At 69.9% G+C, this 15,463-nt stretch carries 13 protein-coding genes; 10 read left to right on the forward strand and 3 right to left on the reverse strand.

Going from position 1 to position 15,463, the window contains the following annotated elements:
• Positions 1-48: 48 nt before the first annotated feature.
• On the reverse strand, positions 49-819 hold the full coding sequence (locus ABD235_RS06530) for a fructosamine kinase family protein (protein ID WP_344170924.1): 771 nt from the start codon (positions 817-819) through the stop codon (positions 49-51).
• Between the two features lie 152 nt (positions 820-971).
• On the opposite strand from ABD235_RS06530, the gene ABD235_RS06535 reads away from it, so the two are divergent.
• The 8 genes from ABD235_RS06535 (at position 972) to ABD235_RS06570 (ending at position 8,907) form a co-directional block, all read left to right on the forward strand.
• Positions 972-1,388, forward strand: a complete 417-nt coding sequence (locus ABD235_RS06535) for a VOC family protein (RefSeq protein ID WP_344170927.1) — start codon at positions 972-974, stop codon at positions 1,386-1,388.
• Positions 1,389-1,472: 84 nt separating this feature from the next.
• A complete protein-coding gene (locus ABD235_RS06540; protein WP_344170930.1) occupies positions 1,473-2,369 on the forward strand; it encodes an alpha/beta fold hydrolase in 897 nt (298 codons plus the stop codon).
• A gap of 34 nt (positions 2,370-2,403) precedes the next feature.
• On the forward strand, positions 2,404-3,117 hold the full coding sequence (locus ABD235_RS06545; RefSeq protein ID WP_344170933.1) for an ABC transporter ATP-binding protein: 714 nt from the start codon (positions 2,404-2,406) through the stop codon (positions 3,115-3,117).
• A complete protein-coding gene (locus ABD235_RS06550; protein WP_344170936.1) occupies positions 3,114-3,836 on the forward strand; it encodes an ABC transporter permease in 723 nt (240 codons plus the stop codon). The genes ABD235_RS06545 and ABD235_RS06550 overlap by 4 nt, the downstream gene beginning before the upstream one ends.
• Positions 3,833-5,047: a sensor histidine kinase gene (locus ABD235_RS06555; RefSeq protein ID WP_344170939.1), complete on the forward strand. Its 1,215-nt coding sequence runs from the start codon at positions 3,833-3,835 to the stop codon at positions 5,045-5,047. Before ABD235_RS06550 ends, ABD235_RS06555 begins: the two co-directional genes overlap by 4 nt.
• On the forward strand, positions 5,044-5,667 hold the full coding sequence (locus ABD235_RS06560) for a response regulator (RefSeq protein ID WP_344170942.1): 624 nt from the start codon (positions 5,044-5,046) through the stop codon (positions 5,665-5,667). The genes ABD235_RS06555 and ABD235_RS06560 overlap by 4 nt, the downstream gene beginning before the upstream one ends.
• A 112-nt stretch (positions 5,668-5,779) precedes the next feature.
• A complete protein-coding gene (locus ABD235_RS06565) occupies positions 5,780-8,044 on the forward strand; it encodes a discoidin domain-containing protein (protein WP_344170945.1) in 2,265 nt (754 codons plus the stop codon).
• Between the two features lie 62 nt (positions 8,045-8,106).
• On the forward strand, positions 8,107-8,907 hold the full coding sequence (locus tag ABD235_RS06570; RefSeq protein ID WP_344170948.1) for an alpha/beta fold hydrolase: 801 nt from the start codon (positions 8,107-8,109) through the stop codon (positions 8,905-8,907).
• On the opposite strand, the gene hrpA is transcribed toward ABD235_RS06570, so the two are convergent.
• Positions 8,897-12,865: an ATP-dependent RNA helicase HrpA gene (gene hrpA, locus ABD235_RS06575; protein ID WP_344173676.1), complete on the reverse strand. Its 3,969-nt coding sequence runs from the start codon at positions 12,863-12,865 to the stop codon at positions 8,897-8,899. The genes ABD235_RS06570 and hrpA overlap by 11 nt on opposite strands.
• Positions 12,866-13,095: 230 nt before the next feature.
• Here hrpA and ABD235_RS06580 point away from each other — a divergent pair, with 230 nt between their 5' ends.
• Both ABD235_RS06580 and ABD235_RS06585 read left to right on the forward strand, forming a co-directional pair.
• Positions 13,096-13,500, forward strand: a complete 405-nt coding sequence (locus ABD235_RS06580; protein WP_344170951.1) for a VOC family protein — start codon at positions 13,096-13,098, stop codon at positions 13,498-13,500.
• Between the two features lie 175 nt (positions 13,501-13,675).
• The gene (locus tag ABD235_RS06585) at positions 13,676-15,004 is read left to right on the forward strand and encodes a hypothetical protein (protein WP_344170954.1); all 1,329 of its coding nucleotides are present in this window, start codon (positions 13,676-13,678) and stop codon (positions 15,002-15,004) included.
• On the opposite strand, the gene ABD235_RS06590 is transcribed toward ABD235_RS06585, so the two are convergent.
• Positions 15,005-15,409 (reverse strand): universal stress protein, encoded by a 405-nt coding sequence (locus tag ABD235_RS06590; protein WP_344170957.1) that lies wholly within the window; start codon positions 15,407-15,409, stop codon positions 15,005-15,007.
• Positions 15,410-15,463: the final 54 nt, after the last annotated feature.

Below are 15,463 nucleotides of genomic sequence, written 5' to 3' on the forward strand. Positions count from 1 at the left end.
GTTCGTCTGCTCACACCGTGAGTCAAGACTTTCCGACAACTCCCTGCGTTAGTAGTGGTGGGCGACCGCCATCGCGCGGGGGAGGTAGGCCGCGCCGAACATCACCAGGTGGGTCAGGAGCGGATGCAGCCGGTGCAGGTCGACTCGCTCACGCCAGCCGTCCGCCAGCGGGTGCGCCTCGTCGTACGCACGCAGGACGCGCTCCACCTGAGGCATGCCGAACAGGTTGAGCATGGCCAGGTCGGTCTCCCGGTGGCCGCCGTGCGCGGCCGGGTCGATCAGGTGGACGCCGTCGGGGCACCACACGACGTTGCCGGACCACAGGTCGCCGTGCACACGGCTGGGCCGCTCCGCCGGGTCGTCGTACGCGCCGGCCTCCAGCTTGTGGCAGAGGCGCTCGAAGACCTTCAGGTGGGCGCTGTCGATCGTGCCTGCGTCGTACGCCGTCCGCAGGTACGGACGGAGTCGCAGGTTGGCGTAGAAGGCGCCCCACGAGTCCAGCGGGCTCAGGCTGTGCGGCAGCTCGATCGTGCCGATGAAGCCGTCGGTCTCCCAACCGTCCGGCGGTACGCCGTACCAGCGGGCGCCGGCGGCGTGCGTGACGGCCAGCAGCCGGCCGAACTCGTCGGCGGCCGCACCGGTCGGCGGCACGGTGTCCAGGTGCGGTGTGGTCAGGCTGGTCGCCGTGACCTCGAGCGGCTGCACGACCGGCACCCCACCGGGCACACCCAGCCAGCGCAGCCCAGCGGCCTCGACCTCGAAGAACCCGGGCGGAGCGTCGTGCCGGTGCTTGACGAACGCGGCGGGCGGCCTGGTCATGGCGGCACTCTGCCAGGTCCGTGGCCGGCGGATCACATGGACGTGGAAAGGACGCGTGTCGGAAGGTGCGCGATGGGCCGGTGACCTGTCATGGTGTTCCGGGCCTTCTGACCAGGACGGGCCCAATTCCTGACAAGGAAGCTGGAGGACAGATGACGCAGGTGGCAGAGCAGCCGGGCAGTACCGCCGGGCGGCTCGGCTCGGTGGTGCTGGACTGCCCGGACCCGCTCGAGCTCGCCCGGTTCTACTCGACGCTGTTCGGTCTGGAGATCGACGAGCACGGTGACGACGACTGGCGCAGCCTCAGCGGCCCCGGTTCGACGCTCGGCTTCTCGTCGCTCGCCTTCCGGCGTTCGGACGACTACGTTCCGGCCACCTGGCCGGGCACCGATGCCCTCGAGCTTCACCTCGACCTGATCGTCGAGGACCTGTCCAGCGGTCACGCGGCCGTCGTCGCCCTGGGCGCCGAGCCCCTGGACCCGGTCGACGCCCCGCCGGCCGGGAACGACCGCGGCTGGCGCGTGTACGCCGACCCGGCGGGACACCCGTTCCGGATTTGCCTGGAGTGACGTCGTACTGACTCTCGAACGGCCGGCGCCCTGCTGTGGGCGCCGGCCGTTCGACGTTTCCGCCAGGACGCCTACGGTGGACCGATGGACCTGTTCGAGGATTTCGACGAGTTCACCGTGACCACCTCGGCCACCACGATTCACGGGCGGCGCGGGGGATCGGGACCACCGCTCCTGCTGCTGCACGGCATCCCGCAGACGCACCTGATGTGGCACCGGGTCGCACCACGGCTGGCCGAGCGGTTCACCGTGGTGGCGACCGACCTGCGCGGGTACGGCGGCAGCGGTACGCCGCCGAGCGCTCCCGACCACACGCCGTACAGCATGCGGAGCATCGCACTCGACCAGGTCGAGGTGATGAGCGCGCTCGGCTTCGACCGCTTCGCGGTGGCCGGTCACGACCGTGGCGCGCGGTGCGCCTACCGGATGGCACTCGATCATCCCGATCGCGTCAGCGAGCTGGCCGTACTGGACGTCGTTCCCACCGGCGACGCGTTCGAGCGCGCGGACAAGGACTTCGCCGTCGGCTACTGGGTCTGGTCGTTCCTGGGCGCTCCGGAGCCGATCCCCGAGCAGCTGATCGCGGCGGCGCCCGACGTACTGGTCGATCACATGCTCGACACCTGGTCGAAGGATCCGGCGACGTTCCCGGCCGAGGTGCGGGCGGCGTACGTCGAGCAGTTCCGCGATCCGGCGCGGGTGCACGCGATCTGTGAGGAGTACCGGGCCGCGGCGACGCTCGACTGCGCGCACGACGCGGCCGATCGCGGGGTGCGGAAGATCGCGTGCCCGGTCCTGGTGCTGTGGGATCCGGCCGGTGCGCTCGGCGCCTGGTACGACCCGCTCGCGATCTGGCGTGAGTGGGCCGACGACGTCCGCGGTCGGCCGATCGACGCCGGTCACTTCCTGGCCGAGGAGGCGCCGGAGGAAACCACCGCGGCGTTGACCGAGTTCCTCGGCGGGGGTCCATCGATCGGTTGATGCCCGCGGTCCGGCCGGACGGGAGCCTCGAGGTATGACAGTGATCGAGGTCGAGAAGCTCAGGAAGAACTACCGGTCGAAGCCCGCGGTCGACGGGATCTCGTTGCGCGTCGAGCGCGGCCAGATCGTCGGGATCGCGGGCGCCAACGGGGCCGGCAAGACGACGCTGGTCGAGTGCCTGTCGGGACTGCGGCAGCGCGACGGCGGCGAGCTGCGGGTGCTGGGGATGGATCCGTGGACCGAACGGCGCCGGCTGCAGCAGCGGATCGGCGTCCAGCTGCAGGAGTCCGCGCTGCCGGACGCGTTGAAGGTGGGCGAGGCCTTCCGCCTGTACGCCGCCCTGTATGACGGTGGCGACTGGCGCACGGTGATGGCCGACTGGGACCTGGCGGACAAGCAACGGGTGAGGTTCGGGAGCCTGTCGGGCGGGTGGAAGCAGCGGCTGTTCGTGGCGCTCGCGCTGGTCGGCGACCCGGAGATCGTGTTCCTCGACGAGCTGACCACCGGGCTCGATCCGGTCGCCCGGCGTACGACGTGGACGATGCTCAGGAAGCTGAGAGAGCGTGGGCTCACGGTCGTCCTGGTGACCCACTTCATGGACGAGGCCGAGGCGCTCTGCGACCGGATGATCATCGTCGGCAACGGCCGCGTGATCGCCGCCGGCAGCCCGGCCGAGCTGGTCGCGGAGACCGCGACGGACTCGTTGGAGAGCGCGTACTTGGCGCTGTCCGGAACGGACCTGTCGTGAAAGGCCTGCTGCAGATCGTCGCCGTGGAGCTCCGGCTGATCGTCCGGGACCCGTCGTCGGTCTTCTTCGCGCTGGCCTTCCCCGCGGTCCTGCTCTGGGTCAAGATGCGCAGCTCCGACTCGCTGCCCGGCGGCGTCCGCGACATCGACGCGAACGTGCCGATGCTCAGCGTCTTCGTGATCGGCCTGGCCGCGCTGGTCGTCCTGCCGAGCACGATCGCGCAGTACCGCGAACGTGGGATCCTCAAGCGGCTGCGCGCAACTCCGGCCGCACCCGGGCTGTTGCTCGGCGCGCAGTGGATCGCCCATGTCCTGCTGGCCGTTGCCGGTACGGCGGTCCTGGTGGTGATCGGCGCCCTCGCCTTCGATCTGGCCGCGCCGGCGAACGCGGCCAAGGTCGTCCTGGCCTGGCTGCTCGGCGCGAGCAGCCTCGGCGGGATCGGCCTGCTGATCGGCGCGCTGGTCCCGAACAACCGCAGCGCGACGCTGCTGGGCCTCGGGCTGTTCTTCCCGATGGTGTTCGTCTCGGGTGCGATGATCCCGCGCGAGCTGACGTCCGGGGCGTTGCGCACGATCGGTGACTGGACCCCGATGGCGCCGGTCGTCGAGACGATCCGCGCCGCCTGGTCCGGACAACCGCTGTCCGCGCTTACCCTGATCGTCATGGCGGCCATCACCGTAACCACGACCGCCCTCGCGGCCCGCCTGTTCCGCGCATGAACGACGCCGAGGTTCCCGCCTGGGAACGTGCTCTTGCGGTCCTTCCGTCCTTGTTCCTTCTCCTGCCCGCGACTTTCGCGCTGCTCGACAACTGGCGACCTTCGGTGTTCCTGCTCAGTCTTGCGGCTCTGGTCTGGATGGCAGTCCTCTTCCGCGCAGGCCACCGCCTCCTGCTCCGGTTCGTCTACCTCGCCGGCATGCTCGTGCTGCTCGGATTCCTCGTCCACGCCGACTCGCTCTTCTCCGTGACCGGGGTCGGCCTGTTCCTCCAGGTCTTCACGCTGCTCCCGGGCAGGACCGCGTACGCCGGGGTCGCCGCGACCTGCGCCGTACTGGTCCTGGCCCGGCCGCGCTCGGGCGAAGGCGTCGGCGACCTGATCGTCTCGTTCCTGATCGCCGTACTGATCGCCTCCGCGACCGGTCTGCTGTTCACCGCGATCTCCAACCAGTCCGAGCAACGCCGCCAACTCATCGCCGAGCTCCGCCGAACCACCACCGAACTCGCCGCCCTCGCCGAGCAGAACGCCGAGCTGCAAGCACGCCTGCTCACCAGCGCCCGCGAGGCCGGCGTCCTCGGCGAACGTCAGCGGATGGCGCGCGAGATCCACGACACGATCGCCCAGGGCCTGACCGGCATCGTCACCCAGACCGAGGCCGCCGAAGACGACCCGACCACGAGCCGGGCCCGTCTGTCGACGATCGGCGGACTCGCCCGCCAAAGCCTCGCCGAAGCCCGGCGGTCGATCCACGCGCTGCGCCCAGGTCCCTTGCAGGACAGCGATTTCGCCGCCGCGCTGGAGAAGCTCGTCGCCGACTGGTCGGCCGGGGGAGTGCCCGCCACGCTCACCGTGACCGGTGAACCCGTTGCCCTGCACACCGAAGTGGAGTCGACCCTGATCCGCGTCGCCCAGGAAGCCCTCACCAACATCACCAAGCATGCCGACGCCAGGCAGGTCGTCGTCACGCTGTCCTACCTGGACGATGTGGTCGCCCTGGACCTGCACGACGACGGCCAAGGCTTCGTGCCTGCGCCGGCGGAGCGGGGCGGGGGTCGGCCGGAGTGGGCGGTCGGCGGCTTCGGTTTGCTGGTGATGCGGCAGCGGCTGGCTCGGCTGGCGGGCTCGCTGGTCGTCGAGTCCGGATCAGACCGCGGTACGGCGATCTCGGCGACGGTCCCGGTCATTCCACCGAACTCCGGAGCGAGCGAGTGATCAGCTTGATCATCGTCGACGACCACCCGATCGTCCGCGACGGCCTGCGCGGCATCTTCGACTCCGACCCCGCGTTCGACGTCGTCGGTGAAGCCGGCGACGGTGCGGAAGCGCTGACGATCGCCGGCCGGCACCGGCCGGACGTCGTACTGCTCGACCTCCGCATGCCCGGCCTGTCCGGCGCGCAACTGATCCGCGCGCTCCGCGCCCAGCAGCCGACCGTCCGCATCCTCGTCCTGACCACCTTCGACGACGACACCGAGATTCACGCCGCGATCGACGAAGGCGCGACCGGCTACCTGCTGAAGGACACCCCACGGACCGAGCTCCGCCGCGCCGTCGAAGCGACGGCCCGCGGCGAGCACGTGCTCTCACCGACGGTCGCCCACGCCCTGACGCGCCGCTCCACCACTCCCGAGCACCAGAAGCTCAGCCCCCGCGAGCTCGAGGTCCTGAGCCTGGTCGCCCGCGGGACCACCAACCGCGAGATCGCCGCCCGGCTCTTCATCACCGAGGCGACGGTCAAGACCCATCTGCTCCACCTCTACGCCAAGCTCGAGGCCAAGGACCGCGCCGCGGCGGTCGCCATCGCCTATCAGCGCGGTCTGCTGTCGCACTGAAGTTCCGGAACCGCGCTCGGGGAACGTTCCCTTGACACGGAAGCGGAGCGGGGCCACTCTCTCAGAGAGCGCTCTCTCACCCGCCCTGTTCACCGTCTGATTGGTCTCGCCCATGTCCTTCAGCACGCGCTCTCCGGTGCCCGCGCACCGGTCCCCGGCGCTTCTCCGCCGCTCTCTGGCCCTCGCCTCCGCAGGCCTCCTGCTGGCCACCGCACTCGTCGTCTCTGGTGAGGCCGACGCCGCGGTGGGTCAGCAGGAAGCCGCCTGCGGTACGGCGAACATCGCCCAGGGCCGCCCGGCCACCGCCTCGTCCACCGAGAACGGCGGCGTCCCGGCCGCGGCCGCCGTCGACGGCAATCCGGGCACCCGCTGGGGGAGCGCGTTCTCCGATCCCCAGTGGTTGCAGATCGACCTCGGGTCCAGCAAGCCGATCTGCCAGGTCGCGCTGACCTGGGAGACGGCGTACGGCAAGGCCTTCCGGGTCGAGGCCTCCGACAACGCCTCCAGCTGGACCCAGCTCTACGCGACCACCACCGGCACCGGTGGCACCCAGACCCTCGACGTCAACGGCACCGGTCGCTACCTGCGGATCACCGGCACCCAGCGCGCGACCGGGTACGGCTACTCGCTGTGGGAGGTCGCCGTCCGCACCACCGACGGAGGCACCGGTCCCGTGATCCCGCCGACCGACCCGCGCAACCCCGACTTCGGCCCGAACGTCTCGGTCTTCAGCCCCAGCACCCCGCAGGCCGAGATGCAGAACAAGCTGAACCAGATCGCCGCCGAGATGCACACCAACCAGTTCGGCACCCAGCGGTACGCCGCGCTGTGGAAGCCCGGCACCTACACCGCCGACGTGAACCTCGGCTTCTACACCCAGGTCGCCGGCCTCGGGCTGTCGCCGGACGACGTCAACCTCAACGGCCACGTCCGGGTCGAGGCCGACTGGCTCCAGCAGGGCGACAACCCGAACAACAAGGGCAACGCGACCCAGAACTTCTGGCGCTCGGCCGAGAACCTGGCCGTCACCACCCCGCCCGGCCAGATCGAGCGCTGGGCGGTCTCCCAGGCAGCGCCGTACCGCCGGATGCACCTGAAGGGCGCGCCGGAGATCCAGCTCTGGAACGGCGGCGACGGCTGGGCCAGCGGCGGCCTGTTCGCCGACACCAAGATCGACGGCCGCGTGGTCTCCGGATCCCAGCAGCAGTGGCTGTCCCGCAACTCCGAGTTCGGCAACGGCTGGGCCGGTTCGGTCTGGAACATGGTCTTCGTCGGCGTCAACGGCGCCCCGCCGCAGAACTTCCCGAACCCCTCGCACACGGTGGTCGGCCAGACCCCGCAGATCCGGGAGAAGCCGTTCCTGTACTTCGGTGCCGACGGCAACTACAACGTGTTCGTCCCGGCCCTGCGCAGCAACACCTCCGGCACCAGCTGGTCGAACGGTCCGGCCGCCGGTACGTCGATCAGCCTGGCCGACTTCTACGTCGCCAAGCCCGGCGTCTCGGCCGCGACGATCAACGCCGCGCTCGACCAGGGCAAGCACCTGCTGCTCACGCCCGGCATCTACCACCTCAGCGACAGCATCAAGGTCAACCGCGCCAACACCGTCGTACTGGGTCTCGGCCTGGCCACGCTGATCCCGGACACCGGTCAGGCGGCGGTCAGCGTCGCGGACGTCGACGGCGTGAAGCTGGCCGGCTTCCTGGTCGACGCCGGCCCGGTCAACTCGCCGGTCCTGATCCAGGTCGGCCCGGCCGGCTCGAACGCCAACCACGCCGCCAACCCGACCTCGCTGCACGACGTCTACGCCCGGATCGGCGGCGCGCACGTCGGCAAGGCGACGGTCAGCGTGCAGGTAAACAGCAGCAACGTGATCGGTGACCACCTGTGGCTGTGGCGCGGCGACCACGGCCAGGGCATCGGCTGGGACGTCAACACGGCCGCCAACGGACTCGTGGTCAACGGCAACAACGTGACCATGTACGGCCTGTTCGTCGAGCACTACCAGCAGTACGAGGTGCTCTGGAACGGCAACAACGGCCGCACGTACTTCTTCCAGAACGAGTTCCCGTACGACGTCCCGAACCAGGCCGGCTGGAGCAGCGGCGGCGGCAGCCAGGGTTGGGCGGCGTACAAGGTCGCGAACAACGTCACGAACCACGAGGCGTGGGGCGTCGGCAGCTACTCGTTCTTCAACACCAACCCGTCGATCGTGGTGTCGCGCTCCTTCGAGGTCCCGGACACGGCCGGAGTGCGCTTCCACGGCCTGGTCTCGGTCTCGCTCGGTGGCGTCGGCACGATCAGCAACGTCATCAACAACACCGGTGGTACGGCCAACGCGGCTACTCAGCAGCGCTACGTCACCAACTACCCGTAACCCCTGACGGTGGGCCCCTGGTAGCCCGATACTGGGGGCCCACCGACTTAGGGGAGAGCGCAGTGAAGACCGGATACGCACCCGTCAACGGCCTCGAGATGTACTACGAGATCCACGGTCAGGGCGGTACGCCGCTGCTCCTGCTGCACGGCGGGCTGTTCAACATCGACCTGCAGTTCGGCGAGCTGCTGCCGAAGCTCGCCGAGACCCGGCAGGTGATCGCGACCGACTTCCAGGCCCACGGTCGGACCAACGACATCGACCGGCTGCTGACCTGCCCGGACCTCGCGTCGGACGTGATCGGTCTGCTGGAGCACCTCCAGGTCCCGCAGGTGGACGTGTTCGGCTTCAGCGTCGGCTCCGGGGTCGCGCAGCACCTGGTGATCGACCACCCGCAGCTGATCCGCAAGGCGATCCTCTCGTCGGCGTCGTTCCAGAAGGACGGCGACCGGCCGGAGAACTCGGCGGTCGGCGAGATGAAGGTCGAGATGATCGCCGGCACGCCGATGGAGTCCGACTACCTGGCCAAGTCCCCGCACCCGGACCGGGAGCACCTGCAGATCCTGCTCGACAAGCTCGGCACCTTCAACCAGGGCGTGCCGGAGTGGACCGACGAGCAGATCAAGTCGATCAGCGTCCCGACGCTGCTCACGGTCGGCGACAACGACGGCATGACCCTCGAGCACGCGGTCAAGGTCTACCGCCTGCTCGGTGGCGACGTGAACGCCGACTTCGTCGGGCTGCCGGTCAACCAGCTCGCGGTGATCCCCGGCAGCACGCACTTCTTCGGCCTGGCCCGGACCGAGCTGTTCCGCGAGCTCGTCACCGGCTTCCTCGACGCCCCGGACCCTGCTACGCCGTAGCCAGCGCTTTCCGGATCCGCTTCTCGGACACCGGGTACGGCGTACCGATGGTCTGGGCGAACAGGCTGATCCGGAGCTCCTCCAGCATCCACCGGACCTCGAGGAGCTCCGGACTCGGGTACTTGCCGGGCGGTACGGCGCGCAAGCGGTTCTGGTACTCCTCGGTCAGCAGCTGCACGATCGCCATCCCGGACCGGTCCCGCATCGCGTTCGCCGCGACCTTGTCGAGGCGCTGCTCGATCCCGCGCAGGTAGCGGATCAGGTCGGGCAGCCGCTGCGCGCCGGTCTCGGTGATGAACCCGCGATGCACCAGCCCTTCGAGCTGCCCCCGTACGTCGGACAGCGCCGCCAGCAGGGCTGGGCTGGACGACCGTGAGATCTGCTTGTCGACGGTCCGGGCGTGGGCGAGCACCTGCTCGACCTGCTTCAGGATCGTCAGCACGGTGTCGGCGAGATCCGAGCGGACGGCGTCGCGCAGGATCGAGAACGCCGTCAGGTTCCACGCCGGGCCGCCGGCCGCGGTCATCAGCTGGTCGATCGCCGCGGAGATCGCGTCGTCGAGCAGGTCGCCGACGCTGCGATGCGGCCCGGCCAGCAGCGTCATCTTCTGCTGGTTGGTCAGGTTCTTCTGCACGACATCGACCACCGACGGCATCGTCAGCAGGAGCAGCTTGCGCGTCCCGGCCCACATCGCGGCGGCCTGGTCGCGCTCGGTCTCCTGCAGCCGTACGGCGACCGTCTTGCCCTCGTCGACCAGCGCCGGGTACCCGGCGACGGTCAGTCCGGCGCGGTGCTCGGAGAAGCTGCGCGGCAGGTCGCCGATCGTCCAGTCGGTCAGGCCGGACCGCTCCAGCCCGCTGACGGCCTTCGACGCGACCTTCGAGATCGCGGCCGTCGTCTTCGGCTTGAGCCGTTCCTTCAGCCGGGCCAGGTCCTTGCCCTCGGCCACGGTCTTGCCGTGGTCGTCGACCACCCGGAACGTCATCCGCAGGTGCTCGGGCACCCGCGTCCAGTCCCAGTCGGACTCCTCGATCACCACGTCGCGCAGGTTGCGCAGCTCGCGCGCAAGCGCCTCGGTGAGCGGACCGGAGGCCGGGTCAAGGTGGGGGAGCACCTGCCGGGCGTGGTCCGGAGCCGGCACGATGTTGCGCCTGATGGCCTTGGGCAACGACTTGATCAGCGTCGTGACGAGTTCCTCGCGGAAGCCCGGCACACTCCACTCGAACCCGTCGGCGGTCACCTGGTTGAGCACCAGCAGCGGCAGGTGCACGGTGACACCGTCCGCGTCGGTGCCCGGCTCGAAGGCGTAGGTCAGGTCGAAGGTCATCCCGTTCTGCGACCAGGTGAGCGGGAACTCCTCCTCGCGCACCTCGGCGCCCTCACGGACGACCAGCGACCGCTCGAAGTCGAGCAGGTCGGCGTCGCGCTGCCGGGCCTTCTTCCACCAGGTGTCGAAGTGCCGCCCGGTGACGACCTCGGGGCCGAGGCGCTCGTCGTAGAAGGCGAACAGCGTCTCGTCGTCGACGCGCAAGTCGCGGCGCCGCGTGCGTTCCTCCAGCTCCTCGACCTCTTCGAGCAGCTTGCGGTTGGCGTGGAAGAACTTGTGGTGGGTGTCCCAGTCGCCCTCGACCAGCGCGTTGCGGATGAACAGCTCCCGCGACACCTCAGGGTCGACCGAGCCGTAGTTGATCTTGCGCCGGGCAACGATCGGTACGCCGTACAGGGTGACCTTCTCGTAGGCCATCACCGCGCCGGCCTTGCGTTCCCAGTGCGGCTCGGAGTAGCTGCGCTTGATCAGGTGCTGGGCGATGTCCTCGGCCCACTCGGGCTCGATCTTCGCGTTGACGCGCGCCCACAGCCGCGACGTCTCGACCAGCTCGGCGGCCATCACGAACTGCGGCGGCTTCTTGAACAGGCCCGAGCCGGGGAAGATCGCGAACTTGGTGCCGCGGGCCCCGAGGTACTGGTGCTGGTTGGCGGGATCCTTCATGCCCAGGTGCGACAGCAGGCCGGACATCAGCGAGACGTGCACGCTCTGCGGGTCGGCCGGCTCGCCGGAGTTGAGCGTGACGCCGATCTGGGAGGCGACCTGGCGCAGCTGGGCGAAGATATCCTGCCACTCGCGGACGCGCAGGTAGTTGAGGTACTCGCTGCGGCACATCCGGCGGAACTGGTTGCCGGACAGCTCCTTCTGCTGCTTCTTCAGGTAGCCCCAGAGGTTGAGGTAGCCGAGGAAGTCGCTGTTCGGGTCGCGGAACCGCGCGTGCGACTGGGTGGCCTGCGCCTCGGCGTCGGTCGGCCGCTCGCGCGGGTCCTGGATCGACAGCGCGGCCGCGATCACCATCACCTCGCGGACGCACGCGTGCTTGTCCGCCTCGACGATCATCCGGGCCAGCCGCGGGTCGAGCGGGATCTGCGCGAGCTGCTTGCCGATCGGGGTGAGCCGGCGGTGCCGCTCGCTGGCCTTCGCGGACTCGATCGCGCCGAGCTCGGTGAGCAGCTGCAGGCCGTCGGTGATGCTGCGCTTGTCCGGTTCGTCGATGAACGGGAACGCCGCGATGTCGCCGAGGCCGATCGAGGTCATCTGCAGGATGACCGAGGCGAGGTTGGTGCGCAGGATCTCGGGATCGGTGAACTCCGGCCGGGCCTCGAAGTGCTCCTCGGAGTACAGCCGGATGCAAATGCCGTCGCTGGTACGGCCCGAGCGGCCCTTGCGCTGGTTCGCGCTGGCCTGCGAGATCGCCTCGATCGGCAGGTGCTGGACCTTGGTGCGGTGGCTGTAGCGGGAGATGCGCGCCGTACCGGGGTCGATCACGTACTTGATGCCCGGCACGGTCAGCGAGGTCTCGGCGACGTTGGTCGCCAGCACGATCCGGCGGCTGCTGCTGTGCGGCTGGAAGACGCGGTGCTGCTCGGCGTTCGAGAGCCGCGCGTACAGCGGGAGCACCTCGACCGACGAGCCGGGGCGGCCGCGGTTCTGGGCGAACTTGTCGTTCAGCGCGTCGGCGGTGTCGCGGATCTCGCGCTCGCCGCTGAGGAAGACCAGGATGTCGCCCGGCGCCTCGACCGACAGCTCGTCGACGGCGTCCAGGATCGCCTGGGTCTGGTCGCGGTCGATCGTGCTCGGGTCGTCGGGGTCGTTGACCGGGCGGTACCGGACCTCGACCGGGTAGGTGCGGCCGGAGACCTCGACGATCGGGGCGGGCGTGCCGTCGGCGCCGGCGAAGTGCTCGGCGAACCGCTCGGGGTCGATGGTCGCCGAGGTGATGATCACCTTGAGGTCGGGGCGGCGGGGGAGCAGCTGGCGCAGGTAGCCGAGGATGAAGTCGATGTTCAGGCTGCGCTCGTGCGCCTCGTCGATGATGAGCGTGTCGTAGCGCGTCAGGTCGCGGTCGCGCTGCAGCTCGTTCAGCAGGATGCCGTCGGTCATCAGCTTGACCAGCGAGCGTTCGCTGACCTTGTCGGTGAAGCGCACGGCGTACCCGATGGTGTCGCCGAGCTCGGTCCCGAGCTCCTCGGCGATCCGCTCCGCGACCGTCCGCGCCGCGAGCCGCCGCGGCTGCGTGTGCCCGATCAGGCCCTGGACGCCGCGACCGAGCTCGAGACAGATCTTCGGGATCTGGGTGGTCTTGCCGGAGCCGGTCTCACCCGCGATCACGACGACCTGGTGGTCCCGGATCGCCTCGGCGATCTCGTCCTTGAGCTGGCTGACCGGGAGCTCTTCCGGATAGCTGATCTCCGGTACGGCGGCCCGCCGCTGCTCCACCCGCCGCTCAGCCTGCTCGAACGCGCCGAGCATCCCTTGGAGAGCTTGGGCGCGCTTGCCCGGCTCGCGCATCGTCCGCACCCGCTCCAGACGCCGGCCCAGCTGCTCGCGGTCGTAGACCGTCAACTGCTCGAGCCGAGGCAGCAGCTCTGCAACAGTCGGCCCACCCTCAACCTCAGAACTGTCTGTAATGGGTCGATCAGTTGCCGCTTTACCGCCACGACGGCGGGGCCGCCGTCGGCGGGCGGGGTCCTGGACGGGACCGGTGGCAGGAGAAGGACTGGAGGACTCGGTCCGGGCATCAGGCATGGCGTGCACCAGTTTAGATGCCCCACTCCAATCACTCACGCGGATTACCCCCGCACGGCATCGATCAGGAATCGAGAAGCACCGGGCGGGCCCGCGAACCTAGCGTTCTTCTCATGAACCTCACCATTCACTGGACCTTCCTCCCGCACACCGACGCCGACGCCTCGCTGGCCTTCTACCGCGACGTCCTCGGCTTCGAGGTCCGCAAGGACGTCGGCGCGAACCGCATGCGCTGGATCACCGTCGGCCCGTCCAACCAGCCGCAGACCTCGGTCGTCCTGAACCCGCCCGAGGCCGCCGACCTCACCGGCGACGAGCGCAAGCTGCACGACCAGCTGATCGCGAAGGGCAACTACATGCTGGTCTTCGCCGCCGACGACCTCGACAAGACCTACGAGCAGATCCACGCCGCGGGCGCCGAGGTCGTCCAGGAGCTCGAGGACCACCCGTACGGCGTCCGCGACTGCGCCTTCCGCGACCCCGCCGGCAACATCGTCCGCATCCAGCAGGCCGACTGACCTGTCGGAACGGCTCGCGAGAGCCTGCCGAGACGGCTCGCGCGAGCCCAGCGCCCGACGCACGGCCGCCTCCAGCGTCGCGGCGGCTTGCTCACTCAGCGCGATTTCCAGGCGCCGAACTGTTGTCCTGCCCGTTCCACCTCCGCTCTACTTGGCCGCGGGGGAAGGGGCGGGCATGGCCATTGACGAGGCAACCGGGGACAGTACGACAGGCAACCGCAGGAACTCGGCGGGGCGACAGGCCGGAGCCGACGCCGGACACGGACCGGACGGGGCCACGGGCGACGGGCCGAACGGACCCGCAGGCGGCCGGCGCGGCCGAGCCGACGCGCGCGACCGGCCGGACAGAGCGGACGCGGGGGATGGGCAGGGCGGGCCGAACGCCGGCGACCGGTTCGAGCGCACCTTGCTCCGCGCCGCCGCGGTGGTACTCGGCATCGGCCTGCTCGCGGCGGTGCTCTACGCCCTTCCGTACGGCGCGGGCCGCGCGACCACGATCATCAGTGCCGCGATCGCGACCGCCGGCGCGGCCGCCGCGATCGGCGGCGTACTGGGGTTCCTCTTCGGGATCCCGAAGACGTTGCAGTCCGAGCAGCTCGACGGCCAACGCGTCCGCTACCTGGCCAACACCAACCTCGAGGAGATCTCCGACTGGCTGACGAAGATCATCGTCGGCGTCGGCCTGATCCAGATCGCGACCCTGCCGTCGGCGCTCCGGCGCCTCGGCGCGTGGCTGGGCCCGCTCTTCGGCGGTGAGCCGCACAGCCCGGCCTTCGCGATCGTGTACGCCGCCTACTGCGCGGTGAGCGCGTTCCTGCTGCTCTACCTGTGGACCCGCTCCCGCCTCCGCGGCGTACTGCAGGCGGCCGACGCCGACCTGACGCAGAAGATCGAAGGGGTCCTGACTCAGCGCGAGGACGCCAACGCGTACGCGCTCTCGCTCGTGGAACGCCAGCTCACCGGTCAGAACCCGCCGTCGCAGCAGGAGCTCGACGAGGCGATCGCCGGTGCGACGCCGGAGTGGCTGGTGCAGATCTTCCGGCGCGCCGAGGACCAGCGCGGCAAGAGCTGGCGCGACGACAAGCCGGCGATGGAGCGGACCATCCCGGTGTTCCGCGCGCTGATCGCGAACGACCGGGCCGGCCGCTTCTTCCGTCACTTCGCCGCGCTCGGGTACGCGCTGAAGGACTCCGACCCACCCCAGTACGCCGAGGCGGTGCAGGCGCTCAGCAAGGCGATCACGATCCGCGGCAGGCAGCGGGTGACCAGCGGCACCGCCTTGATGGAGTGGAACCGGGCGATGTGCCGCATCCTGGACGACCCGGCGTACGGCGCCGACCGCCCGTCCGACGACCAGACGCAGGCGTGGATCGTCGCGGATCTCAAGCTGGCTGCCGTCTACATGCCGAGGCAGTTCTTCCCCAGTGCGCCGGTCCGCGAACAGGTCGACGGCGTCGAGATCATCACCAAGTGGATGCGGCTCAACGGCGTCGGGCAGCTGTGATCAGTCCCGCGTGCTGGGGACCTTCACCGCGAGGACCGGCACCGGCGACTCCAGCAGGACTCGCTGCGCCGTACTGCCGAGGATGAGCTTGCCGACCGGCGAACGCCGGCGCAGCCCGAGGACGATCAGAGTCACGTCCTCCGCGGCGGCCGCCTTGAGTAGCTCCGCGGCGACGTCACCCGTGCCGACGGCCTGCTGGATGGTGACCTCGACGCCGGCCTCGCGGAGCTTGGCCTCGGCGGCGGCGAGCTCCTCGGCGTTGGCGTAGCGGCTGTCGATGTAGGCGTCGCCGCGGCTGGTGTTCAGCAGCAGGACGCCGGCCCCGCGCAGCTCGGCTTCGGCGGCGGCCGCGGTCAGCGCGGCCTCGCCTTCGGGGGTGGGCACGTAGCCGACGAGGATCTTCACGAGGTCACTCTCCCATCACTCGGTCCCACTGGTGCCCACCCCTCAACCACGAAC

The sequence above is a fragment of the Kribbella lupini genome (assembly GCF_039529595.1).
GTDB lineage: Bacteria > Actinomycetota > Actinomycetes > Propionibacteriales > Kribbellaceae > Kribbella > Kribbella lupini.

Excerpts from the sequence above, each read along its gene's own strand:
- ABD235_RS06555 (WP_344170939.1), top strand. The coding sequence starts at position 3,833 with ATGAACGACGCCGAGGTTCCCGCCTGGGAACGTGCTCTTGCGGTCCTT.
- ABD235_RS06545 (WP_344170933.1), top strand. The coding sequence starts at position 2,404 with ATGACAGTGATCGAGGTCGAGAAGCTCAGGAAGAACTACCGGTCGAAG.
- ABD235_RS06580 (WP_344170951.1), top strand. The coding sequence starts at position 13,096 with ATGAACCTCACCATTCACTGGACCTTCCTCCCGCACACCGACGCCGAC.
- ABD235_RS06530 (WP_344170924.1), bottom strand. The coding sequence starts at position 819 with ATGACCAGGCCGCCCGCCGCGTTCGTCAAGCACCGGCACGACGCTCCG.
- ABD235_RS06535 (WP_344170927.1), top strand. The coding sequence starts at position 972 with ATGACGCAGGTGGCAGAGCAGCCGGGCAGTACCGCCGGGCGGCTCGGC.
- ABD235_RS06540 (WP_344170930.1), top strand. The coding sequence starts at position 1,473 with ATGGACCTGTTCGAGGATTTCGACGAGTTCACCGTGACCACCTCGGCC.
- ABD235_RS06565 (WP_344170945.1), top strand. The coding sequence starts at position 5,780 with ATGTCCTTCAGCACGCGCTCTCCGGTGCCCGCGCACCGGTCCCCGGCG.
- ABD235_RS06585 (WP_344170954.1), top strand. The coding sequence starts at position 13,676 with ATGGCCATTGACGAGGCAACCGGGGACAGTACGACAGGCAACCGCAGG.